The organism is Aeromicrobium sp. P5_D10 (assembly GCF_054049535.1).
The window spans coordinates 21,354-42,002 of sequence record NZ_JBFUME010000015.1 but is presented as its reverse complement, the minus strand read 5'-3'; the positions used below and the strand labels follow the sequence as shown (position 1 = coordinate 42,002).

Annotated in this window: 28 protein-coding genes; 11 read left to right on the top strand and 17 right to left on the bottom strand. The window is 65.7% G+C overall.

The window, feature by feature from the left end; all coding sequences use genetic code 11:
* Positions 1-76 precede the first annotated feature (76 nt).
* Both ACXJKC_RS21240 and ACXJKC_RS21235 read left to right on the top strand, forming a co-directional pair.
* Entirely contained in the window at positions 77-1,216 is a 1,140-nt protein-coding gene (locus ACXJKC_RS21240; protein ID WP_456698752.1) for an Mrp/NBP35 family ATP-binding protein, read from the top strand.
* Positions 1,217-1,225: 9 nt separating this feature from the next.
* The gene (locus tag ACXJKC_RS21235; RefSeq protein WP_456698751.1) at positions 1,226-1,549 is read left to right on the top strand and encodes a sec-independent translocase; all 324 of its coding nucleotides are present in this window, start codon (positions 1,226-1,228) and stop codon (positions 1,547-1,549) included.
* A gap of 1 nt (position 1,550) precedes the next feature.
* Here ACXJKC_RS21235 and ACXJKC_RS21230 read toward each other — a convergent pair whose 3' ends face one another.
* A complete protein-coding gene (locus ACXJKC_RS21230; protein WP_456698750.1) occupies positions 1,551-2,390 on the bottom strand; it encodes an anti-sigma factor family protein in 840 nt (279 codons plus the stop codon).
* Positions 2,391-2,392: 2 nt separating this feature from the next.
* Positions 2,393-2,974 carry an RNA polymerase sigma factor SigE gene (sigE, locus tag ACXJKC_RS21225; protein WP_456698749.1) on the bottom strand — a complete coding sequence of 194 codons (582 nt, stop codon included), beginning with the start codon at positions 2,972-2,974 and terminating at the stop codon, positions 2,393-2,395.
* Positions 2,975-3,222: 248 nt separating this feature from the next.
* Between sigE and ACXJKC_RS21220 the strand changes: the two genes are divergently transcribed.
* Complete coding sequence (locus tag ACXJKC_RS21220) at positions 3,223-3,567, top strand: O-methyltransferase (RefSeq protein WP_456698748.1); 345 nt, start codon at positions 3,223-3,225, stop codon at positions 3,565-3,567.
* On the opposite strand, the gene ACXJKC_RS21215 is transcribed toward ACXJKC_RS21220, so the two are convergent.
* Both ACXJKC_RS21215 and ACXJKC_RS21210 read right to left on the bottom strand, forming a co-directional pair.
* A complete protein-coding gene (locus tag ACXJKC_RS21215; RefSeq protein ID WP_456698747.1) occupies positions 3,564-3,923 on the bottom strand; it encodes a hypothetical protein in 360 nt (119 codons plus the stop codon). The two genes, ACXJKC_RS21220 and ACXJKC_RS21215, sit on opposite strands and share 4 nt — an antisense overlap.
* Entirely contained in the window at positions 3,923-4,084 is a 162-nt protein-coding gene (locus ACXJKC_RS21210) for a DUF3117 domain-containing protein (protein WP_082530405.1), read from the bottom strand. The genes ACXJKC_RS21215 and ACXJKC_RS21210 overlap by 1 nt, the downstream gene beginning before the upstream one ends.
* A 104-nt stretch (positions 4,085-4,188) precedes the next feature.
* On the opposite strand from ACXJKC_RS21210, the gene ACXJKC_RS21205 reads away from it, so the two are divergent.
* Complete coding sequence (locus ACXJKC_RS21205) at positions 4,189-4,983, top strand: enoyl-CoA hydratase-related protein (protein ID WP_456698746.1); 795 nt, start codon at positions 4,189-4,191, stop codon at positions 4,981-4,983.
* Here ACXJKC_RS21205 and ACXJKC_RS21200 read toward each other — a convergent pair.
* Genes ACXJKC_RS21200 through ACXJKC_RS21180 form a run of 5 tightly spaced genes read right to left on the bottom strand, consistent with a single transcriptional unit; the run spans position 4,980 to position 8,643 of the window.
* Positions 4,980-5,540, bottom strand: a complete 561-nt coding sequence (locus tag ACXJKC_RS21200) for a hypothetical protein (protein ID WP_456698745.1) — start codon at positions 5,538-5,540, stop codon at positions 4,980-4,982. The two genes, ACXJKC_RS21205 and ACXJKC_RS21200, sit on opposite strands and share 4 nt — an antisense overlap.
* 45 nt (positions 5,541-5,585) lie before the next feature.
* Complete coding sequence (locus ACXJKC_RS21195; RefSeq protein WP_456698744.1) at positions 5,586-6,143, bottom strand: DNA-3-methyladenine glycosylase I; 558 nt, start codon at positions 6,141-6,143, stop codon at positions 5,586-5,588.
* 1 nt (position 6,144) lies between these two features.
* Entirely contained in the window at positions 6,145-6,876 is a 732-nt protein-coding gene (locus tag ACXJKC_RS21190; RefSeq protein WP_456698743.1) for an LOG family protein, read from the bottom strand.
* Positions 6,873-7,934, bottom strand: a complete 1,062-nt coding sequence (dapE, locus tag ACXJKC_RS21185; protein WP_456698742.1) for a succinyl-diaminopimelate desuccinylase — start codon at positions 7,932-7,934, stop codon at positions 6,873-6,875. The genes ACXJKC_RS21190 and dapE overlap by 4 nt, the downstream gene beginning before the upstream one ends.
* A gap of 34 nt (positions 7,935-7,968) precedes the next feature.
* Positions 7,969-8,643, bottom strand: a complete 675-nt coding sequence (locus ACXJKC_RS21180; protein ID WP_456698741.1) for a VOC family protein — start codon at positions 8,641-8,643, stop codon at positions 7,969-7,971.
* A gap of 76 nt (positions 8,644-8,719) precedes the next feature.
* Between ACXJKC_RS21180 and ACXJKC_RS21175 the strand changes: the two genes are divergently transcribed.
* A complete protein-coding gene (locus tag ACXJKC_RS21175) occupies positions 8,720-9,316 on the top strand; it encodes a hypothetical protein (protein ID WP_456698740.1) in 597 nt (198 codons plus the stop codon).
* A 4-nt stretch (positions 9,317-9,320) separates the two neighbouring features.
* Here the strand turns inward: ACXJKC_RS21175 and ACXJKC_RS21170 are convergent, their stop codons facing one another.
* The gene (locus tag ACXJKC_RS21170) at positions 9,321-10,220 is read right to left on the bottom strand and encodes an aminoglycoside phosphotransferase family protein (protein WP_456698739.1); all 900 of its coding nucleotides are present in this window, start codon (positions 10,218-10,220) and stop codon (positions 9,321-9,323) included.
* A gap of 28 nt (positions 10,221-10,248) precedes the next feature.
* Here ACXJKC_RS21170 and ACXJKC_RS21165 point away from each other — a divergent pair, with 28 nt between their 5' ends.
* Entirely contained in the window at positions 10,249-10,875 is a 627-nt protein-coding gene (locus ACXJKC_RS21165) for a pyridoxamine 5'-phosphate oxidase family protein (RefSeq protein WP_456698738.1), read from the top strand.
* 75 nt (positions 10,876-10,950) lie between these two features.
* A complete protein-coding gene (gene mqo / locus ACXJKC_RS21160; protein ID WP_456698737.1) occupies positions 10,951-12,549 on the top strand; it encodes a malate dehydrogenase (quinone) in 1,599 nt (532 codons plus the stop codon).
* A 130-nt stretch (positions 12,550-12,679) separates the two neighbouring features.
* On the opposite strand, the gene purE is transcribed toward mqo, so the two are convergent.
* The 7 genes from purE to ACXJKC_RS21125 form a co-directional block, all read right to left on the bottom strand.
* Complete coding sequence (purE, locus tag ACXJKC_RS21155; protein WP_456698736.1) at positions 12,680-13,195, bottom strand: 5-(carboxyamino)imidazole ribonucleotide mutase; 516 nt, start codon at positions 13,193-13,195, stop codon at positions 12,680-12,682.
* Between the two features lie 5 nt (positions 13,196-13,200).
* On the bottom strand, positions 13,201-13,659 hold the full coding sequence (locus ACXJKC_RS21150; protein ID WP_456698735.1) for a hypothetical protein: 459 nt from the start codon (positions 13,657-13,659) through the stop codon (positions 13,201-13,203).
* Entirely contained in the window at positions 13,656-13,943 is a 288-nt protein-coding gene (locus ACXJKC_RS21145; RefSeq protein WP_456698734.1) for a hypothetical protein, read from the bottom strand. The genes ACXJKC_RS21150 and ACXJKC_RS21145 overlap by 4 nt, the downstream gene beginning before the upstream one ends.
* A gap of 149 nt (positions 13,944-14,092) precedes the next feature.
* Complete coding sequence (locus ACXJKC_RS21140) at positions 14,093-15,217, bottom strand: 5-(carboxyamino)imidazole ribonucleotide synthase (RefSeq protein ID WP_456698733.1); 1,125 nt, start codon at positions 15,215-15,217, stop codon at positions 14,093-14,095.
* A 9-nt stretch (positions 15,218-15,226) separates the two neighbouring features.
* Positions 15,227-16,216: an adenylate/guanylate cyclase domain-containing protein gene (locus ACXJKC_RS21135; RefSeq protein ID WP_456698732.1), complete on the bottom strand. Its 990-nt coding sequence runs from the start codon at positions 16,214-16,216 to the stop codon at positions 15,227-15,229.
* On the bottom strand, positions 16,203-16,715 hold the full coding sequence (locus ACXJKC_RS21130; protein WP_456698731.1) for a PH domain-containing protein: 513 nt from the start codon (positions 16,713-16,715) through the stop codon (positions 16,203-16,205). Before ACXJKC_RS21130 ends, ACXJKC_RS21135 begins: the two co-directional genes overlap by 14 nt.
* Before the next feature lie 13 nt (positions 16,716-16,728).
* On the bottom strand, positions 16,729-17,463 hold the full coding sequence (locus ACXJKC_RS21125; protein ID WP_456698730.1) for a biotin--[acetyl-CoA-carboxylase] ligase: 735 nt from the start codon (positions 17,461-17,463) through the stop codon (positions 16,729-16,731).
* Between the two features lie 126 nt (positions 17,464-17,589).
* Here ACXJKC_RS21125 and ACXJKC_RS21120 point away from each other — a divergent pair, with 126 nt between their 5' ends.
* Genes ACXJKC_RS21120 through ACXJKC_RS21105 form a run of 4 tightly spaced genes read left to right on the top strand, consistent with a single transcriptional unit; the run spans position 17,590 to position 20,646 of the window.
* Positions 17,590-19,182: an acyl-CoA carboxylase subunit beta gene (locus ACXJKC_RS21120; RefSeq protein WP_456698729.1), complete on the top strand. Its 1,593-nt coding sequence runs from the start codon at positions 17,590-17,592 to the stop codon at positions 19,180-19,182.
* Positions 19,179-19,391 (top strand): acyl-CoA carboxylase subunit epsilon, encoded by a 213-nt coding sequence (locus ACXJKC_RS21115; RefSeq protein ID WP_456698728.1) that lies wholly within the window; start codon positions 19,179-19,181, stop codon positions 19,389-19,391. Before ACXJKC_RS21120 ends, ACXJKC_RS21115 begins: the two co-directional genes overlap by 4 nt.
* 2 nt (positions 19,392-19,393) lie before the next feature.
* Entirely contained in the window at positions 19,394-20,059 is a 666-nt protein-coding gene (locus tag ACXJKC_RS21110) for a hypothetical protein (RefSeq protein WP_456698727.1), read from the top strand.
* Positions 20,056-20,646, top strand: a complete 591-nt coding sequence (locus tag ACXJKC_RS21105) for a Maf family protein (RefSeq protein ID WP_456698726.1) — start codon at positions 20,056-20,058, stop codon at positions 20,644-20,646. Before ACXJKC_RS21110 ends, ACXJKC_RS21105 begins: the two co-directional genes overlap by 4 nt.
* Positions 20,647-20,649: the final 3 nt, after the last annotated feature.

Sequence of the window (20,649 nt, the reverse complement as noted above, 5' to 3'; positions counted from 1 at the left end):
TCCCCATCCTCGCAGGACAGGCTAGGAAGGTCACACTGACTGAATAGATCATTGCGACGCCCGTACCATTGGACGTATGGCAGTTGTCACCGAAGAAGTCATTCTCGAAGCACTCAGCACCGTGATCGATCCTGAGATCAAACGCCCCATCACCGAGCTCGGCATGGTCGACGGCGTCGTGATCGAGGACACGCAGATCACGGTCAAACTGCTTCTGACTGTTTCGGGATGTCCGCTCAAGGACACGCTGAACCGCGATATCACCGAAGCCGTCGGCAAGGTGGCGCCATCGGCAGCCGTCGTCGTCGACATGGGCGTGATGTCCGACGAGCAGCGCAAGAACATGCAGACGATGCTCCGCGGCGGCCGCGCCGACCGTGAGGTGCCATTCGCTCAGCCCGGTTCGCTGACCAAGGTCTACGCGATCGCTTCGGGCAAGGGCGGTGTCGGCAAATCGACCGTCACGGTCAATCTCGCGCTCGCGATGGCCAAGCGGGGTCTCAAGGTCGGCATCGTCGACGCCGACATCTACGGCCACTCGATCCCCGACATGCTCGGTGTCGGCGACATCCGACCCACCCAGGTCGAAGAGATGATCATGCCCGTCCCGGTCAAGGGACTCAAAGTCATCAGCATCGGCATGCTCAAGCCCCGCAAGGACCAGGTTGTCGCCTGGCGCGGACCGATGCTCGACCGGGCGCTCGTGCAGATGCTGAGCGATGTGTTCTGGGGCGACCTCGACGTCCTCCTGCTCGATCTGCCGCCCGGAACCGGCGACATGGCGATCAGCCTGGGCCAACATCTGCCCAATGCGGAGGTTGTCGTCGTGACCACCCCGCAGCCCGCCGCGGCCGATGTGGCCGAACGGGCCGGCACGATGGCCTCGATGATGCATCAGCGCGTCGTCGGCGTGGTCGAGAACATGTCGTACCTGCAACTGCCCGGTGGAGAGCGCATGGAGATCTTCGGATCAGGCGGCGCGGCCAAGGTCGCTGAGACCCTCAGCGCACGTTTCGGCTACGACGTACCCCTGCTGGGTCAGATCCCGCTCGATCAGACTCTGCGCGAAGGCGGAGACGCCGGCGATCCGATCGTCGAATCCGAGCCCGGTTCGGAGTCCGCGCAGGTTCTGCAGGGCATCGCCGACGAGCTCAGCGGACGCTCACGTGGCTTGGCTGGCATGCAGCTGGGGCTGGCCCCCGCTGGTCGCCTGTAAGGTCTGACCATGTTCGGCATGGGCGTCCCCGAGATCGCAGTCATCATGGTGGTCGCCCTATTGGTCTTCGGACCTGAACGGCTTCCCGAGATAGCCCGCCAAGCCGGCGGGTTCGTGCGCTCGCTCAAGCAGATGGCCGACAACGCCAAAGAGGACCTCGGGCGCGAGATGGGGCAGGACCTGTCCGATCTGAACCTCAAGGACCTCGACCCGCGCGAGATCGTCCGCCGCAGCTTCCTCGACGACGATGACGACACAACGCCTGCGGCCACCAAGGAGATCCGGATTCTCCGTCCGGGCGAAGTTCCGCCGTACGATCCGGAATCGACCTGATTCAGGCCGCGCCCATCCAGGACGTCATCCGGTCGAGCCCGTCTCCCACGCGTCCGATCGGACCCGACGACGGCCGAGCGGTTGGCAGCTCACTGACGACACGCTCGAGTCGTGCACGATCGACATCCGTCACGATCGTGTAGACGGTTCCCTGGTCGTCCCATGTCACGACGAACGGATTGCCCTGACGGATCCATACCCGGGCACCGGCCATCGTCGTCGTGGCGAAGTCCTCGAGGCTTTCGGGCTCCAATGCGCCGTTCTGCTCGATCAAGGTCAGCCGCGACTGACCATCGGTGTACGACAGCACCACGGCCCGGCCCTCATCGGCATAGGCCCCCGACGTCCGGTGCAGATCACCCGCGAGGGTCTCGTGGCACGGCCAGCCCGAGGCATTGAGCTCGTGCAGATCGGACTCGCTGATCGTCGCACCCGCCTGCACCGTCGTCGCCCCGACGAAGTCAGCGACATAGCCGTCGTACGACGGTGCCACCTCATCGCCCACGCGCGTCTCGGTCCCACCGACGACATAGGCCGCCGCGACGACCGCAAGCGATGCTCCGACCAGAATGACGCCCAAGCGGACCGGGACCAGACGACCGACCCGTTCCAACCACCGTTCGCGCGGCGGGGGTGCCGACGCGAGGCCGGCCAGGGACGCCAGGAGCGCAGCAGGCGGCTCGGGAGCCTCGACGGTGGACATCCGTGACTTCAGGAGCCGTTGCTGCCTCACGGCGCGCTCACAGGCGTCACAGGACTCCAGATGGGTCGCGGCGTCGTGCATCGCAGGACCGGACAGCTGTCCGTCCACGAATGCGGCGACGTCGTCTCCCAGATGCACTGTCAGGCTCCGACCGGACCCACGAACCGGGTACGTCCCTTGGTCGGCGCCCGGTGCGCGAGGGCCTCACGCAGCTGAGTACGTCCACGGTGGATTCTGGACCGGACCGTGCCGAGCTTGATGCCCAGCACGTCGGAGATCTCCTCGTACGAAAGTCCTTCGACATCGCACAGCACGACCGCGACTCGGAACTCATCGGACAACGAGGACAGCGCGATCTCGATATCGGGATCGAAGTTGGCATCATGCACTGCGGACTCGGGCAGCACCTCGGCGCTCAACAGACGCTCCTCGGCACCTTCGCCGAAGCCGTCCATCCGGACCCGTGACTTGCGCCGGACCCGGTCGAGGAACAGATTCGTCGTGATGCGATGCAACCAGCCGGGGAAGTTGCCCGGCTCATAGGTGTCGAGTGAACGGAAGACCCGGATGAACACATCCTGGGTCAGGTCCTCGGCGTCCTGCCGGTTGCCGGTCAATCGGTACGCGAGGCGGTAGACCCGCGCTGAGTGCTCAGCCACGATCGTCTCCCAGTCGGGGGGAGCCTGGTCCAGCGTTGCCGTTGCCACGTCATCAACCTTCATGTATAGATCGTTGTCGGTCTACCTGAGAGAACGCACAGAACCAGCTGACTGTTCCCCACGTTCCTTGTCAGAGTCTTGCCGGAGCCTCCCGGCTCTTGGGCAGACACGCCGATAGTGTGGGATCAACAACTACCTAGGAGCCGACCATTACCACCGCCGCAAGCCTGGCCTTTGCCGAGGACCATCGAAGCGAGGACGAACATCTCGCCGCTGCGCGACGCCGCGCCGACGAAGTCGGGGTCGTTCCTGTGGGCCCTGGTGCCGGCACAGCCCTGTCGTTCCTCGCCTCGGCCGTCCAGGCCAAGTCCGTCGCCGAAATCGGCACCGGGACGGGTGTCTCCGGACTGTGGCTGCTGCGCGGAATGCAGCCCGACGGCGTCCTGACGTCGGTCGATCTCGAGGCAGAGCATCAGCGCCTTGCCCGTGACACGTTCACCGAGGCCGGATTCGCCCCGCAGCGATTCCGGCTCATCGCCGGGTCGGGCCTCGACGTCATGCCCCGACTGACCGACGCCGGCTACGACCTGGTGTTCCTCGACGGCGACAAGGTCGAGTACGGCGAGTACCTCGACCAGGCCCTGCGGCACCGCTAGTCGTCTTTGGAGCCGTGCTCGAAGTGGCTGCTGGAGCGGAAACCTGACGGTCCCCGGACCACCGCGACGATCTCACATGCCTCGATCAGAATCGGGGCCGAGCCGATCAGCTTCGACCCCGCCGATTCGGCAGCGATGGACTCGAACGACTTTTGGAACGCCGCTCGTGACTCGTCGGAGACGAACACATAACTTCCCTCGAACCACTCGCCCTTACGGGCACGCCAGGTCTTGACCCGCAGGCCGTCGAGGCCCGCGAACTTGGCGTAAGACTCATCCTCCACATAGGAGCGCAGGGCCTTGAGAGTTCCCTTCGGTGCGTCGGCCAATGACCAGCGCACCGTCAATCCGTACATCAGACGGCTTTGAGCTGATCGCCCAGCGTCGCAGCTTCCTCATTGTTGAGTTCAACGACCAGTCGTCCTCCACCTTCGAGCGGGACACGCATGACGATGCAGCGTCCTTCTTTGGTGACCTCCATCGGGCCGTCTCCGGTCCGTGGCTTCATGGCGGCCATCAGTTCCCCTCTCGTCTGGATCTTCCACCCAACGGGCGAAGCGTGTCTGCCATTATCGCCTATACCGAGACCGGATTCGACCGCAGTCCCCATAGGAGACACTTATGAACGTTCCCGCAGCAACTCCGGTCACATATGACGTGCAGGATGGAGTGGGCACGGTAACGCTCAATCGGTCCACGCAGATGAACAGCCTGACACTGGATGCGAAGGTCGCATTGCGCGATTCGCTGCACGATGCCGCCGCCGACAGCGCGGTGCGTTGCGTCGTGCTGACCGGGTCCGGACGCTCCTTCTGTGTCGGCCAGGACCTCAACGAACACGTGTCGTCCATGGCCGCGGAAGGTCCCTCGACGACGGTCGTCGACCACTACAACCCGATCGTGACGGCGATCGCGACGATGCCCAAACCCGTCATCGCGGCGGTCAACGGGATCGCGGCCGGCGCCGGATCGTCGATGGCGTTCGCGGCGGACTTTCGCATCCTTAAGCGCTCGGCCGGATTCAACACCGCATTCGCCGCGATCGCCTTCTCGTGTGACACCGGAGCCTCCTGGACGCTGCCGCGCCTGATCGGCCATGCCCGAGCCACGGACCTGCTGCTGCGCCCGAGGACCCTCTCGGCCGCCGAGGCATTCGATCTCGGTCTGGCCACGAGCGTCGTCGACGACGACGAGTTCGACGCGGCTGTGGCGGCTCTGGCACAGGAACTCGCTCAAGGACCGACGCTGGCCTATGGGGCCATCAAGCGAGCCCTTGCGTTCTCGGCCAGCCACGATCTGCCGGCATCGCTGGAGCACGAAGGGCAGAAGATGGCGCTGACCGGCGCATCGAAGGATCACGCGTCGGCGGTCAAGGCATTCCTCGCGAAGGAAAAGCCCGTGTACGAGGGCCGTTAGGCCAGCTTGCGTTCCTGCCAGGCCAGGAGCTCTGCGCGCACCTGGAGTTCGGCCGACTCGCTGGCTGCAAGCGCATCGCTCGCGTGCAGCAGATCTATCCGAGCAGATTCCAGATCGGACTGCGCCGTATTGGCATCGGCCTGCAACGCGGCGCTTCGGGCCCGTTCGGCCGACAGGCGCTCACGCGCTTGAGCCATTTCGATCTCGGCCGTCACGATCGCATCGCGCAAGGTCGCAATCTGAGAATCACGCAGGCTCACCCGCTGGCTCATCTGGTCGGCGAAGGCGATGTGCTCGCGCGACTTGACGACGGCGGCCTTGCGATTCTCGTCGGCCAACTTGGCCCGGTCGCGTGCCCAATCGCGACGCACGTGCGCGATCTCATTGGACAGCAAGCGGCCCGCAACAACACCGACGATCGAGGCGTACGACGCCGCGACGATCAGGACAGGCACGGTTGCCACGACGAGGCCGACAACGGCAACGGCGACGGCGGTGGCGAGCAGCACGGCTGCGCCGAGAGCTCTACGGGAGCGGGGAATTCTCCGGTTCGACATGTTCGGATCGTAAGCCACATGCCTGCTCGTTCCTGGTAGCCACGCTCAGGCGCGAACCGGTCCGTTGCGGGCGATGCAATCGGCCACGTGGTCATTGACCATCCCGGTCGCCTGCATCAGTGCGTAGGCCGTGGTCGGCCCGACGAATCGGAAGCCCTTCTTCTTCAACGCCTTGGCCATCGCGACTGATTCTGGTGTTGTTGCGGGCACATCTTCGAGCGTCGTCGGTGCTGGCGAGGGAGGCGGCGCGAATGACCACAAAACGTCGGTGAACGACTCATCGAGGTCAAGCAGCGTCCGGGCGTTGCTGATCGTCGCTTCGATTTTCATCCGATTGCGAACGATCCCGGCGTCTTCCAACAGCCGGGTGACATCGGACTCGCCGAAGGCCGCAACGATCTGCGGATCGAAGCCGGCGAACACCTCACGGAACCGGTCCCGCTTACCCAAGATGACAGCCCAAGACAGGCCCGACTGGAATGCCTCCAAAGACATCCGTTCGAACAGCAGTTGGTCGCCGCGTACCTCTCGCCCCCACTCGGCGTCGTGGTAGGCGATGTGGGCGTCGTTGTCGGCCCACGAACAGCGGATCACGACGTCCACGTCAGCCCCGGTCTTTGTGGACGAAATAGGCGACTGCTTCATCGATGTCGTCGGTCACATGGATCATGTCGACGTCGGCCTGCGCGATCTTGCCGTCTATCAGCATCGTCTCGCGCAGCCAATCGACCAGACCGCCCCAATAGGCGCTGCCGAACAGCACGATCGGAAACGAGGTGACCTTTCCGGTCTGTACCAACGTCAGCGCCTCGAACAGCTCGTCCATCGTGCCGAAGCCGCCGGGCAGCACGACATATCCCTGCGCGTACTTGACGAACATCGTCTTGCGCACGAAGAAGTAGCGGAAGTTGACGCCCAGGTCGACCCAGTCGTTCATGCCCTGTTCGTGCGGCAACTCGATGCCGAGCCCGACCGAGACTCCCCCACATTCGCTGGCGCCGCGGTTGGCCGCCTCCATCGCGCCGGGACCGCCGCCGGTGATGACCGCATAGCCCTCAGCACACAGCTTGCTGGCGATCTGTCGCGCCGACTCGTACATCGGATCGTCGGGTTTGGTGCGCGCCGAACCGAACACGCTGACGGCCGGTCCGAGCTCGGCCAAGGCGCCGAATCCCTCGACGAACTCGGACTGGATGCGCATGACCCGCCACGGATCGGTGTGGACCCAGTCGCTGGGTCCCCGCGAGTCGAGCAGTCGCTGATCGGTTGTGCTGTCAGGCAGCTGATCACCCTTGAGCCGGATCGGCCCACGACGGTGGATGGGACGAGAGGTCATGCGGTCAACCAATCTGTGAGAGTTGCGAGCACGCGATGCAGGTGCTCGACCGGCACCTGTTCATCGGCCTTGTGGGCGAAGATCGGGTCGCCCGGCCCGTAGTTGACGGCCGGAACACCCAGCTGGGTGAACTGGGCGACGTCGGTCCAGCCGAACTTCGGTCGTGGCTTCGCGCCGACCGCAGCGATGAACGCCGCGGCGGCAGGTTGCTGCAAGCCGGGCAGGGCGCCCGGCGCAGAATCGGTGACCGTCAGCCCGAATCCCTCGAAGGTCTCCTGCAGATGCTGATGTGCCTCTGCTTCGGACCGGTCTGGCGCGAACCGGTAGTTGACCGAGACGATCCCCTCATCGGGGATGACATTTCCAGCCACCCCGCCGCTGATCCCCACGGCATTGAGGCCTTCGCGGTACACCATCTCGTCGATTTCGACCTCGCGCGGGACATAGGAGTTGAGCCTCTCGAGGACCGGCGCGAGAGCATGGATCGCATTGCTGCCCATCCACGAACGCGCCGAGTGGGATCTTTCACCCGTCGTGCGGATGTCGACTCGCATCGTGCCCTGGCAACCGGCCTCGACACCGGCGTCGGACGGCTCCATCAGGATCGCGAAATCGCCGACCAGCAGATCGGGGCGTTCGCGGGCCAGACGCCCCAGACCGTTGAACTCCGCCGCGATCTCCTCGGCGTCGTAGAACACGTAGGTGACATCGCGGACCGGTTCGGGAATCGAGGCCGCCAACCGCAGGGCGACTGCGACACCGCCCTTCATATCGCACGATCCCAGCCCGTGCAGCACATCGCCTTCGAGTCTGGACGGGAAGTTCCCGTTGGCCGGGACGGTGTCGAGGTGTCCCGCGATGACAACTCGCTCGGCTCGCCCGAGGGAGGTACGGGCCACGATCGTGTGGCCGTCCCTGATGACCTCGAGGTGGCTGCAGGCACGCAGAGCGTGTTCGACCGCATCGGCGATCTCCTGTTCGGCCAAGCTCTCCGAGGCGATGTCGATGATGGCGGCGGTCAGGCTGACGATGTCGGTGTTCAAGTCGATGGTGGCCACGGAGATCACTTTGCCACGCCCCGTGCCGGGCCAATCACCGCCGTTCGAAGACGCAGAACTCATTGCCCTCGGGATCGGCCATGACGGTCCAGCGAGCATCGTCGTTCGGCTCGGCCAGGACCGTCGCGCCCACCGCGACGAGGTCGTCGACCGCGACTCCGGGCGCGAGGGTGACATCCCAGTGCAGCCGGTTCTTGACCGTCTTGGGTTCCGGCACCGGAACGAAGTCGAATGACTCGACCGGAGCGCCCGGAATGTCATCGAGGTAGGTGTAGCCCTCTCCGTGGCCCAAGGTTCCACCCCACACATCTGCCCACCAGGCGCCGATCTGCTCGTGATCGACCGAATCGACCACGACGTCCTTGAGACCCGCCGTGCGATCGGGTCGCAGGAACACGCAGAACTCATTGTCTTCGGGGTCGGCGAAGACGGTCCAGGCGAATTCACCCGTGGTCGAGATCTGCCGGCAGCCGGCGAAATAGTCGAGAGAGGGAGCCATCAGGTCGAGATGGACACGGTTTTTGACCTCACGTGCCTCCGGAACCGGATTGAGCCACACCGTCTGAGACTTCTGGCTGCCCCGCAACACGGCCGAGCCGTCATCGGCGAAGAACTCCCCCTCGAGGCCCAGGGCCCCGGCCCAGAAACCCTGCATCGCAGGGATGTCATTGGCGTCGATGCACAAGTCTTTGAAAGTCACGAGCGGCATATCGCCACGGTAACCGCGGTCGCGGACAGTTGCGAGATCTGCGTCACAGTGTGGACGCGTCGGACAGACTTGACCCATGACGCGTTCCTTCGAAGGCCACATCGCGGGACTCGGCACGACGTCGGGCACCCGGATCGTCATCGGCGCCTGGCACGAGAGCCCGTTCGGCACTTTCGCCGACGCCATGGTCGAGGACGCGGCGGGACGCCGCACACTCATCGCGCCGCGCGCCGAGATCGCCGATTTCATCGCGTCGACCTACTCGTTCGACGATGTCCGGATCGAACCCGTCTCGATCAAACAAGGCCCGGAATGGTCGCTGCACACCCGATCGCTGCAGGTGCGCTTCACGCCCGGACGACGGCTCTGGGTCAGTGCCCCTCTGGCGCTCGTGCCCGCTGCCCTGCGACGCACGGCGCTGTGGGCCAAGGCCTGCAATCCGGCAGCCGGACTGCTGCTTCCCGGCGTGCAGACGTACGGTTCTGCCGGCGGCGGACGTCGGGAGTGGTACGCGGCCACCGGAGTCCGCACCCTGTCATCCGCGCGCGCCACCTGGGAGGGCGAGGAGCTCGGAGAGCTGGCGCCGGTGTCGCCGCCGGTCCGTTTCGGCTTCGCATCGGCCCCGGCCCGGCCGGCACTTACGGCATTGACCTCGTACGTCCAGGAGCCTTAGCTCCTCAGTCCTGGACTGCCTTGATGATCGCGATCGCCGTCGTGACCCGGTCCTCCTGCCCGTCCTCGATCGCCCACATCGCGTTGTGAGCCTCCCGGACGATGATCCAGTCGCGCGCTCGCTCCTCGTCCAGACCGGCCTCGTCGATCACCGTGTGGAAGCGCCTGCGGACGGCCTTGCGGACATCACCGGTCGCCACGGCCTCGTCCCACCGGTTCCACAACAGCGGCGCCAGTTCGTAGTGCGGATCGCCCGAAACCGGCTTCGGGTCGATCGCCAACCACGGCGCACGGTCGCCGTCGAGAACGTTCTCGTAGTGCAGGTCGCCGTGAATCAGCCGGCCCACGCTCGCCACGTCGGCCACCAAGGAACGTCCGAGGTGCACCGCCTGCTCGACCACGCGGCGCGGCAACGGCGCCTCGCGCGGCAGCCTGGAGAGCTCGTCGGTCCACTCCGCTACATACTTCGTCAACGGCACCAGCTGTGCGGGAGCCGGCACGTGCAATCGGCGATAGAGTCCGGCGACGACCGAACACGCAGTCAGGACAGGCACCTGGCTCAGGTCGGTCGGCCGCAACCGTTCGAGCAGCATCCCCCCGCGTGTCGGATCGGCCCGGATCAGCCTGACGGCACCGCGACCGCCCCAATGACGAAGCGCCAGCGCCTCATGTCTGCCCTCGTCGTGCGGGAAGACGATCTTCAGGACGGTCGGCTGCCCGTCGGCGTCCACGGGCACGACCAGGGCCGTGTGCCCGTACATCGGTTGACCGTCCGGCACGAGTTCCCACTCGTCGAGCAGATCCCGCACGAGTCGAGGGACGCCGCGGATCCATTGCGACCAGTCATCGCCTCGGTCGGCGTGGGCGAGAAAGGCAGGTGGCAGATCGAACGGCAGAAGGGCCATGCCTCCAGCCTGCCGTACCCTGACCCGCATGAGGTCAGAGATCACGACGGAATCGGCACTACGGGACGTGCTCGGTGCCCCACTGCAGCGCGTGCTCGACAAAGATCGTCAGATGCTCGCGGCAGAACACCGCGCCTGGCTCGCCGCCTCACCGTTCTGCCTGGTCGCGACGTCGGACGGTGCCGGCAGACTCGACGTCTCCCCCAAGGGCGATCCGGCAGGTTTCGCCCTCGTATTGGACGACACGACGATCGCGATCCCCGAGCGGCCCGGAAATCGTCGCGCCGACGGATTCGTCAACATCTTGCAGAACCCGCGGGTCGGGCTGATCTTCCTGGTGCCGGGCCGCGGTGACACCCTGCGCATCAACGGGCGGGCGACTTTGCTGTCCGATGCGCCGTACGCCGACCAGATGATCGTCAAAGGCAACCGTCCGGCGATAATCCTCGAGGTCGCGGTCGAGCAGATCTTCTTCCATTGCGCCAAGGCGTTCCTGCGTTCGGGACTGTGGCGGCCCGAGAGCTGGGACCCCGACGCCGTTGCGAGCCGAGCGCAGATCGCCAAGAGTCTCGAACGTCCGGACGACACGATCGAAGAGCTCGAGGAGTACTACGGACGCGCCTACAGCGAGGGCTTGTATCACAGCAGCCCCTGAGACCTAAATCACGCTCCCCGCGACGAAGATCACACGCCGTGAATGAGGTGTAACCGGGCGTGAGGGTGAAGGCTTGTGCATGGGTTCACAAGATCCACCGACTCACAACTCCTCTCCTCGCATCCGGGTGATTTACGCGTGTCAACCAGCTCGTCCTCGCTCTCTGTCCGCCAGCAGCAGCGTCCCGCCGTCGTCCATACCGACGTCCTCCTCGTAGGAGCCGGAGTCATGAGCGCCACGCTCGGCTCCCTGATCTCCTCGATCGAGCCCGACTGGTCCATCAGCGTCTATGAGCGTCTGGACGGCCCGGCCCTGGAGAGCTCCGGGCCGTGGAACAACGCTGGGACGGGCCACTCGGCTCTCTGCGAGTTGAACTACACGCCACAACGTCCCGACGGCACGGTCGACGTCAGCAAGGCCATCACGGTCAACCAGCAGTTCCAGCTCTCGCGTCAGTTCTGGGCGCACGGTGTCGAGAACGGGCTGCTCGACTCACCCGAGTCGTTCATCAACGCCGTACCGCATGTCAGCTTCGTTCAAGGTGCTGCCGATGCGGCCTATCTCAAGGCGCGTCACCAGGCGCTCGTGGACAATCCGTTGTTCGAGGGCATCGAGTACATCGACGACCGCGACACTATCGCTGCCCGCCTACCGCTCATGGCCGCTGCACGCGGTGACGACGAGACGTTGGCGCTCAACTGGAGCGACGGCGGGACGGACGTCGACTTCGGCTCGCTGACCAAGCAACTCCTGCGAAATCTGGCCGATCACGGTGCCGACATCAACTACCACCACGATGTCCGCAAACTGCGCCAGAACCCCGACAGCACCTGGACCGTCGTCGTCAAGGACACCCAGACTGGCCAGAAGACCCAGGTCAACGCACGCTTCGTGTTCGTCGGTGCCGGCGGCGGTGCACTGCACCTGCTGCAGAAGTCGCGCATCCCCGAGATCCGCGGATTCGCCGGATTCCCGGTCAGCGGTCAGTTCCTGCGCACGACCAACCCCGACGTCGTCGCGAACCACCACGCGAAGGTCTACGGCAAGCCTCCTGTCGGCGCCCCGCCGATGTCGGTGCCGCACCTCGACACCCGCGTCGTCGACGGCGAGCGGAGCCTGATGTTCGGCCCGTACGCCGGCTGGTCGCCGCGCTTCCTGCAACAGGGCAGCGTGACCGATCTGCCTCGTTCCATCCGGCCCGGGAACCTGTTCTCGATGCTGGGAGTCGGCGTCAACTCGATGCCGCTGACGATGTACCTCATCAAGGAACTGCTGAAGAACCAGGACAAGCGCATCGAGACGTTGCGCGAGTTCGCCCCGGCGATCGAGGGAGCCGACTTCGAGCTCATCACGGCCGGCCAGCGCGTCCAGACGATCCGGCGCAATGGCATCGGCGGCACCTTGGAGTTCGGCACGTGCGTCGTCAACAAGGCCGACGGCACGATCGCCGGCCTGTTGGGCGCCTCGCCCGGAGCGTCGACGGCCGTCGCCGCAATGGTCGACGTCCTGGAGACGTGCTTCGCCGACCGCATCGACGCCTGGCGACCCAAGCTCAAGGAGATGCTGCCGTCGTACGGCGTCGACCTCGCAGCCGACCCGTCGCTCCTGCGCGATCTGCGTCGCTGGACCGACAAGACCCTGGGCCTGGCCCCCGAGAACGCCGACGAGGCCTGACGGTTTACCACGGTCCCGTGGTAAAGGTCGTCCCCCCGCGGGAAGCTTTCCACGGGGGGACGATGCTTGCTGCGGGAAGCCGAACTGTCGGGTCGGGTTGCCGCGGGACCGTGGTAAACCGACGAGGTGGTTAGCGGAAGCCGGTACTGCCGGCGGGATTGCGGATCTTCTCGCCCTTGGCTCGTGCGACGTTGGCCAGTTCCTCCTGGAAGGCCAGCATCTTCTGGGTCAGATCGGTATCACCCGTGGCGAGGATCCGCGCTGCCAGAAGCCCCGCGTTGCGGGCGTTGCCGATCGACACCGTCGCGACCGGGACCCCGGCCGGCATCTGGACGATCGACAGCAGCGAGTCCATCCCGTCGAGGTACTTCAGCGGCACCGGCACGCCGATGACCGGAAGCGGCGTCACAGCGGCCAGCATGCCCGGCAGGTGCGCTGCGCCCCCCGCGCCGGCGATGATGACCTCGATGCCGCGACCGTGCGCCTCCCGACCGTAGGCGAGCATCTCGTCGGGCATACGGTGCGCCGACACGACGTCAGCCTCGTAGGCGATGTCGAACTCGGCCAGCGCTTTGCCGGCGGCCTCCATCGTCGGCCAATCGGAGTCCGAGCCCATCACGATTCCCACGCGCGCCTGTGCAGTCATGGGAATCAGCCTATCGACGCCCAGATGATCGCCACCACGGCAACCATGACGCCGAGCCCCCACATCCAGGCGAGGAGACGATTGACCCGGCGCGCAACCGCCGGGACGCCCGGTCCGGTCCGCATGCCGACCGGTGTGCTGGAAACGAAGCGCAGCTCAAGCTTGTCAGCCTGCTCGGCTGCGGCCAGTCCAGCAGCGGGATCGCGGCGATACGCCGCACTGGCCGTTGTGCGGTACCACCAGGAGACCGTGGCCGGCAGCAGAACTGTGAGTCCGGCCAGCACGAGCATCAGCCCGAACAGCCAGAGCCCAGTCCAGACCCCTCGTGTCTCTTCGGGGCCGCCCATGGCATTGAGCGGCAAGAACACTCCCAAGGCGATGATCGCCGCTGAGAACGGCACAGCGAACAGCAGGTAGCCCGCCATCGCCCGGCGGCCCATTCCGGCAAGATGACGATGGTTCAAAACGACGCTCCGATGATCAGCAGACCTATCGCGGCCGCGTGACCCACGAGCGGCCATTGGCCGTTGACGAACCGCGCGGTTCGAGTCGAGCGGAGGCCGGCCAGGTCGACACCGGACAAATTTCGCAGCGTGTACATCCCACGCACGTGTGCGTGCTGTGACGCGAGCGATTGCAGGTAGTCGTCGTCCGAAGCCGCCAGATCGGGGACTTGCCGCCGGTACGTCCACACGACCCACGCGCACAGCCACACCCAGACCGCGAACCAGCCCACGGCAGGCATCATCACGATTGCCTCTGGCGGGATCTCGCTGTCGCCCAGCAGGCCCCGCAGTCCGACCGTCGCTCCGATCGCACCGAGCAGAACACACAGCCCCGTCCAGCCGACGAAGGCCGCACACGAGCGGCGGTGGACCCGATTGGCCTCTGCTGGGGTCAGGACAGCGTTCCGTCAGTGAAGAGGGCTCCCGCACGCCTGGCCCGGGCGAGCACGTCGTCGAGGTTGTCGCCGAATGCCGTGACATGACCGACCTTGCGCCCTGCCTTGACCGACTTGCCGTACAGATGGATCTTGACGTCGGGTTCAGCGGCGAGGACGACGGCGCGCTGTGCCACGAGATCGTCGACCTTCCCGCCCAGGATGTTGACCATGACGGTCCAGGGCTGGCGCGGCTCGGTACCGCCGAGCGGCAGATCGAGCACGGCACGCAGGTGATTCTCGAACTGGCTCGTGACAGCGCCGTCGATCGACCAGTGGCCCGTGTTGTGCGGACGCATCGCGAGCTCGTTGACAAGCAGACGGCCGTCGACGGTCTCGAAGAGCTCCACGGCCAGGATGCCGGTGACGTCGAGCTCGGCGGCGATCCGCTCGGCCAGCGCGCGCGCCTCGGCGGCCAGCGAGGGATCGAGATCCGGCGCGGGGGCGATGACCTCGGCACACACGCCGTCGGCCTGGCGGGACTCCACGACGGGATATGACCGGATCTCGCCGGACGGGGAACGGGCCACCAGCGCCGACAGCTCCCGGCGGAAGTCGACGAGCTCTTCGGCCAGCAGCACCCGCCCCGAAGCGAACGCCTCGTCGGCGTCGGCGGGCGTTCTGACGACCCAGACACCCTTGCCGTCATAGCCGCCCCGCGTCGTCTTGACGACAGCAGGGAAGCCGAAGGACGCAAGGTCTTCAGGTGAGGCGATGATCGCATTGCGGGGACACGGCGCACCCAGATCTCCGAGACGCTTCCTCATGGACCCCTTGTCCTGGGCGAACAGCAAAGCATCCGGACCCGGCCGGCACGCGTGCCCATCGGCCTGGAGCGCACGCAGGTGTTCTGGGGGCACATGCTCGTGATCGAACGTCACCACCGGCGCATCGGCCACGACCGCCCGCAGCGTGTCGAGGTCGGTGTAGTCACCGACCAAGTGATCGGGGACGACCTGAGCTGCCGAGACGTCAGGGCCCTCAGCGAGGAGCCTGATGTCGATTCCGAGACCGATTGCGGACTGCTGCATCATGCGGGCCAGCTGGCCTCCGCCGATGACTGCAAGCTGAGGTGTGGGCACGCCGACAGCCTATCGGGACCGGAATCCGCGCCGTTCGGTCACCGTGATCGGCGAGACGTTGCCGAAGCCCCGCAGCGGTCTGGGCGGCAGCGCCCGGGTATCGAACTCGCCAGTGAGAGCAGCCGCCGTCGCATCGTCGACCAGAACCCGGTTACTGCGTGCGACGTGCGACAGCCGTGCCGCGAGGTTGACCGGCGGACCGTAGACGTCACCGAGCCTGCTGACGACCGAACCGGTGGCGAGTCCGACGCACACATTGGGCAGTTCCGCACGCATCGCGATCTGCTTGACCAGATCGACCGCAGTTCGGGTGCCTTGCAACGGATCGTCGGTCACGAACAGCACCGCGTCGCCAAGAGTCTTGATAACCCGCCCGCCGTGCGCCGTGACGATGTCGGCGCACCTCGTCTCGAAGTTCTCGACCAGCGCCGCAAGCCCGCTGTCGTCGAGATCGTTCGACAACGAGGTGAAACGTGAAAGGTCGGCGAATCCGACCGTCATCTGAGTCGACAACAGCTCCTCGTCGGCAGCGCCCAACGCTTCGATACGCGCAGCAGCGGCAGCGAGGTGCCGTCGCCAGGCATAGATCATGAGCCCCTCGAAGCCCGGCGCGGCCGTGCGCGCCAGATCGACTGCAGCTTCGAGCCGAGTCTCGGACTTACCGTCATGAACATCGTGCTCGACCTGCTCGACGAGCGCCGAAACCTGCCAGTCGGCCAGCTTGGACATCGTGGTGCCCAATGCACGGGTCATCCGAAAAACGGTCGCCTCGTCCATCAGGCCCGTCTTGAGCGCGAGGGCCACCGTCGCGATCGCGTCGACGTCGGACTCGCTGTACGCGATGCTGTCGCCGGTGTCGGGGAAGCCGAAAGCCCGCCAGAGACGCTGTCCGTCCTCGAGGCTCAACCCGCCCTTGGCGGTGACCTCGGCACTGGTCAACGTCGGCTCGCCCCCGAGGATCAGCTGGGCGAGAGTGTCCCGTAGATCAGACCGCTTCATCGTTCCTCTGCGTATCGTGCTTCTCGAACACGAGGTTGGTCACCGTGCGGTGGAACGCCTCGATCCTGGGGATGTCACGCAACTGCAGGCCGGCCTGCTCGCTTGCGTCATGGATGATCAGGGTGCCACAGCCCAGAATGCGGTCATTGAGATTCTTCTCGAATGCGACGTCGTTGATGCGCGAGAGCGGGATGACCCGGCCGGTGCGGGTCAAGATGCCCTTCTGTTCCACGATGCGCTTATTGGTCAGCGTGTACGTCCAGGTGTACCAGGTCAGGAACGGCACGACCGCGCCGACGACGATCAGCACCGCGGCGAGCGCGAGGATGACCCAACCGACCTTGTCATTGCCTTTGTCGCCGATCTGCGCGAACAGCCAGCCGGCCGCGACGCAGACGACCAACAGGATCACGAACGGCAAGAACAGCACCTTGAGGTGGGTCCTGGTCGTGGCGACGGTCTGCTCGCCATCGATCATCAGCTTGCGTGGAAGGGTCATACCGCTGATTTTCTCACGTCACAGGGCGTACGTGGGTGATATCCCCCGCGCTGATTGCCTGATCGTCCACCAGGAGCCTGCCGGACTCGTCGATACCGGTCGCCAGGCCTTCCAGGGCGTCGGCATGCGGCGAGGTCACCCGCACCTGCTGGCCCACCGTCACGCAGCGTCGCACATAGGCCTCGCGGATTCCCCCGGCCGGATCGCCGGCCGATGCCGACCATGCGCGGTACAGCCGCTCGAGGTTACGCAGGAAGGTGCGCAGCACGATCGTGCGATCGGTTTCTGTGGCGCCTTCCAGCAGCAGGGACGTCGCGGTCTCCACCGGCAGCTCGTCCTGGCGCAGCGAGACGTTCAGCCCGACGCCGATGACAGCAGCTGCACCCAGATCCGTCTCGACCCGTTCCAGCAAGATGCCGGCGATCTTGCGTCCGTCGACCAGCACGTCATTGGGCCATTTGAGTTCGGATTTCACCCCGAACTCCTGGACCGTCGCGTCGACCGCCAATCCCGCCAGCAGCGGTAGCCAGACCCAGCGCGCCGCCGGGACGGCATCGGGCCGCAGCAGCACCGACACGATGACCCCGGACGCGGGCGGCGAGATCCAGACCCGATCGAGTCTGCCTCGTCCCGACGACTGGGCCTCCGTCGTGTGGACTGTGCCCTCCGAAGCCCCGTTACGGGCCGCGGCGACCACATCGGCGTTGGTGCTGCCTGTGTTGTCCGTCACAACGATGTCGGTCCACATCTGCCCTCCTCTCGTGAGAGCCGCGCTGAGAACGGCTGCATCGAGGGGTGGGCGGTCGAGGTCACGATAGGACATGAGAACAGCCTCACATATCGGAACTCGCCACTGATCGCTACGCTGACCCCCGTGACTGAACACGAGATCGTAGAGAAGCCCGAGCTGCACACAACGGCTGGAAAGCTCGCCGACTTCATCGAACGCCGCGACACCGCACTCGTCGAGATGGCCGCGCGGGCCCACGAGAAGCAGAGTGCCCGCGGACGCCAGAGCGCCCGCGAACGCGTGGACCAGCTCCTCGACGAAGGATCGTTCGTCGAACTCGACGCACTCGCCAAGCACCGCTCGACCGAATTCGGTTTGGAGAAGAACCGCCCGCTCGGCGACGGCGTCATCACCGGCTACGGCACGATCGACGGTCGCATGGTCTGCATCTTCAGCCAGGACTTCAGTGTCTTCGGCGGCTCGCTCGGCCAGGTCTACGGCGAGAAGATCACCAAGGTCATGGATCTCGCGCTCAAGTCGGGCTGCCCCATCATCGGCATCAATGAAGGCTCCGGCGCCCGCATCCAGGAGGGTGTCGTCTCACTCGGCCTGTACGGGGAGATCTTCAAGCGCAATGTGCACGCCTCAGGCGTCATCCCGCAGATCTCGCTGATCATGGGCGCCAACGCCGGCGGCCACGTGTACTCCCCCGCCGTCACCGACTTCGTGATCATGGTCGACAAGTCGTCCAATATGTTCATCACGGGCCCCGACATCATCAAGACCGTCACGGGCGAAGAGGTCTCGATGGAAGACCTCGGTGGCGCCCGTGCGCACACCACCAAGAGCGGCAACGCCCACTACATGGGTGCCGACGAGGAGGACGCGATCGAGTACGCCAAGGCACTCATCTCGTTCCTGCCGCAGAACAACATGGAAGAAGCGCCGGTCTACGACGAGACAGCGGATCTGGAGCGCAACGAGACCGATCTCGCGCTCGACACGCTGATTCCCGACTCGGCCAATCAGCCGTACGACATCAAGACCGTCATCGAGACCGTCGTCGACGACGGCGACTTCCTCGAAGTCATGCCGCTGTTCGCGCCCAATATCGTGATCGGCTACGGACGGGTCGAGGGTCGCAGCGTCGGCGTCGTCGCCAACCAGCCGATGCAGCTTGCCGGCTGCCTCGACATCGACGCCTCCGAGAAGGCCGCCCGGTTCGTCCGCACGTGCGATGCGTTCAACATCCCGATCTTGACCTTCGTCGACGTCCCGGGCTTCCTGCCCGGAACCGACCAGGAATGGAACGGCATCATCCGCCGCGGCGCCAAGCTGATCTACGCGTACGCCGAGGCGACCGTCCCGCTCATCACGGTCATTACGCGCAAGGCGTACGGCGGCGCATACGACGTCATGGGATCCAAGCACCTGGGCGCCGACCTCAACATCTCCTGGCCGACCGGTCAGATCGCCGTCGTCGGTGCGTCCGGCGCGGTGGGTCTGCTGTACCGCAAGGAGCTCGCCGCCTCGGACGATCCCGAAGCACTGCGCGCACAACTCATGACCGAGTACGAAGACACGCTCTGCAATCCCTACCTCGCGGCCGAACGCGGCTACGTCGACGCGGTCATCGAGCCCTCGCAGACGCGCGCCGAGATCGTCAAGGGACTGCGCTTGCTGCGGACCAAGCGCGAGACGCTGCCGCCCAAGAAGCATGGGAACATCCCGCTGTGAGCCCGTACTTGCGGGTCGTCAAGGGAGACCTGACACCTGAGGAGCTCGCGGCCCTGGTCGCGGTCGTGGCGGCCCGCAATGCCGCCGCGGCACACGCGGCGGGCACCAAGCCCGTCCCGCGGTCGGAGTGGGGTCACCCGGCCCGGATGGCTCGAAGTGCGCACTCATTCGGTCCTGACCACTGGCGCCGGTCTGCCTTCGGGCGCTGACCATGGCCTTGCGGCCTCTGACCGACCTCAGCCCGGGCGACTGGGTCGCTGAAGGCACTGCTGCGGCCGTGTTGCGGGCACGTCTCGGTCCGGCCGGGTTCGGCGCGTACGCACGGCTTCTGCACGCCACGAACGGCGATGACGAGCGGATGGAGGGCCACCTCACGGCTCCCCTGCTCGAGGCGCTCATCGACGTCCTGGGCCGGCACACCACGACTCCCGGCGAGTGCTACTTCGCACTGTGGGAAGGCTACGGCGATATCCACGGCGGCGAGGCGACCCGATTCCTCACCGCCTTCTCCGGACCGACGAAATGGCCGAGCCGCATCTTCACGCAGGAGAAACCAAAAGCTCCACCTCCACCGGCATTCCCACCCCACGTCATGGACGGCCCCCTCCTTGACACCGACGGGGAGCAGTACTTCCTGTTCTCCGGCGCGCTAGAAGAGGCAGGTGAGTGGGGCGCGGCGAGCTGGGGCAACGGGGTCCCACGCGGTATCAACAGCCCCAACCTGATGTGGCCGGCCGATCACACCTGGTTCGTGACGACCAGCATCGAGGGCACCTGGACGGGCGTGGGCGGCTCGGCGGCGCTCATCGACGATCTGCTGCGAGACAGCCGCCTCGAAGTCGTCCGTCAACGTTATGACGAAGGAGCCCTGCGATGAGGGTTGTGCTCGCCTCGAAATCGCCGGCCCGCCTCGCACTGCTGCAGAACGCCGGGATCGATCCCGAGGTCATCGTCTCGGGCGTCGACGAGGACCAGATCACGTCGACGGATCCGGCGAACCTCGCTGCAGCGTTGGCTCAGTTGAAGTGCCGCGCGGTCGCCGCGGACCTGACCGATGACCCGCTCGTGATCGGTTGCGACTCGGTACTGGCATTCGAAGGTGAGATCTTCGGCAAACCCTCGGATGCGGTCGACGCCGCCGGTCGCTGGCGCAGACTGCGCGGACGCAGCGGCGTTCTGCACACCGGCCACTGCGTCCGCCATGGCGAGATCGAACTCATCGAGACGGCATCGACGATCGTGCACTTCGCCGACATCACGGACGCCGAGATAGCTGCCTACGTCGCGACGGGTGAGCCGCTGCATGTCGCGGGTGCGTTCACGATCGACGGGCTTGGCGGGGCCTTCATCAGCGGCATCGAGGGCGATCATCACAATGTCGTCGGGCTGTCGCTGCCGGTGCTGCGCGGGCTCGTCGGAGAGCTCGGAATCTTCTGGCCGAGTCTCTGGAACCGGACGATCTGACAA

Bases quoted from the DNA above. Each gene is read 5' to 3' on its own strand.
- ACXJKC_RS21105 (WP_456698726.1), top strand. From the start codon at position 20,056: ATGAGGGTTGTGCTCGCCTCGAAATCGCCGGCCCGCCTCGCACTGCTG.
- ACXJKC_RS21125 (WP_456698730.1), bottom strand. From the start codon at position 17,463: ATGTGGACCGACATCGTTGTGACGGACAACACAGGCAGCACCAACGCC.
- ACXJKC_RS21135 (WP_456698732.1), bottom strand. From the start codon at position 16,216: ATGAAGCGGTCTGATCTACGGGACACTCTCGCCCAGCTGATCCTCGGG.
- ACXJKC_RS21235 (WP_456698751.1), top strand. From the start codon at position 1,226: ATGTTCGGCATGGGCGTCCCCGAGATCGCAGTCATCATGGTGGTCGCC.
- ACXJKC_RS21215 (WP_456698747.1), bottom strand. From the start codon at position 3,923: ATGTACGGATTGACGGTGCGCTGGTCATTGGCCGACGCACCGAAGGGA.
- ACXJKC_RS21205 (WP_456698746.1), top strand. From the start codon at position 4,189: ATGAACGTTCCCGCAGCAACTCCGGTCACATATGACGTGCAGGATGGA.
- ACXJKC_RS21240 (WP_456698752.1), top strand. From the start codon at position 77: ATGGCAGTTGTCACCGAAGAAGTCATTCTCGAAGCACTCAGCACCGTG.
- ACXJKC_RS21145 (WP_456698734.1), bottom strand. From the start codon at position 13,943: ATGATGCCTGCCGTGGGCTGGTTCGCGGTCTGGGTGTGGCTGTGCGCG.
- ACXJKC_RS21200 (WP_456698745.1), bottom strand. From the start codon at position 5,540: ATGTCGAACCGGAGAATTCCCCGCTCCCGTAGAGCTCTCGGCGCAGCC.
- ACXJKC_RS21110 (WP_456698727.1), top strand. From the start codon at position 19,394: ATGGCCTTGCGGCCTCTGACCGACCTCAGCCCGGGCGACTGGGTCGCT.
- ACXJKC_RS21190 (WP_456698743.1), bottom strand. From the start codon at position 6,876: ATGACCTCTCGTCCCATCCACCGTCGTGGGCCGATCCGGCTCAAGGGT.
- ACXJKC_RS21130 (WP_456698731.1), bottom strand. From the start codon at position 16,715: ATGACCCTTCCACGCAAGCTGATGATCGATGGCGAGCAGACCGTCGCC.
- sigE (WP_456698749.1), bottom strand. From the start codon at position 2,974: ATGAAGGTTGATGACGTGGCAACGGCAACGCTGGACCAGGCTCCCCCC.
- ACXJKC_RS21165 (WP_456698738.1), top strand. From the start codon at position 10,249: ATGAGGTCAGAGATCACGACGGAATCGGCACTACGGGACGTGCTCGGT.
- ACXJKC_RS21180 (WP_456698741.1), bottom strand. From the start codon at position 8,643: ATGCCGCTCGTGACTTTCAAAGACTTGTGCATCGACGCCAATGACATC.
- ACXJKC_RS21175 (WP_456698740.1), top strand. From the start codon at position 8,720: ATGACGCGTTCCTTCGAAGGCCACATCGCGGGACTCGGCACGACGTCG.
- ACXJKC_RS21170 (WP_456698739.1), bottom strand. From the start codon at position 10,220: ATGGCCCTTCTGCCGTTCGATCTGCCACCTGCCTTTCTCGCCCACGCC.
- ACXJKC_RS21210 (WP_082530405.1), bottom strand. From the start codon at position 4,084: ATGGCCGCCATGAAGCCACGGACCGGAGACGGCCCGATGGAGGTCACC.
- purE (WP_456698736.1), bottom strand. From the start codon at position 13,195: ATGACTGCACAGGCGCGCGTGGGAATCGTGATGGGCTCGGACTCCGAT.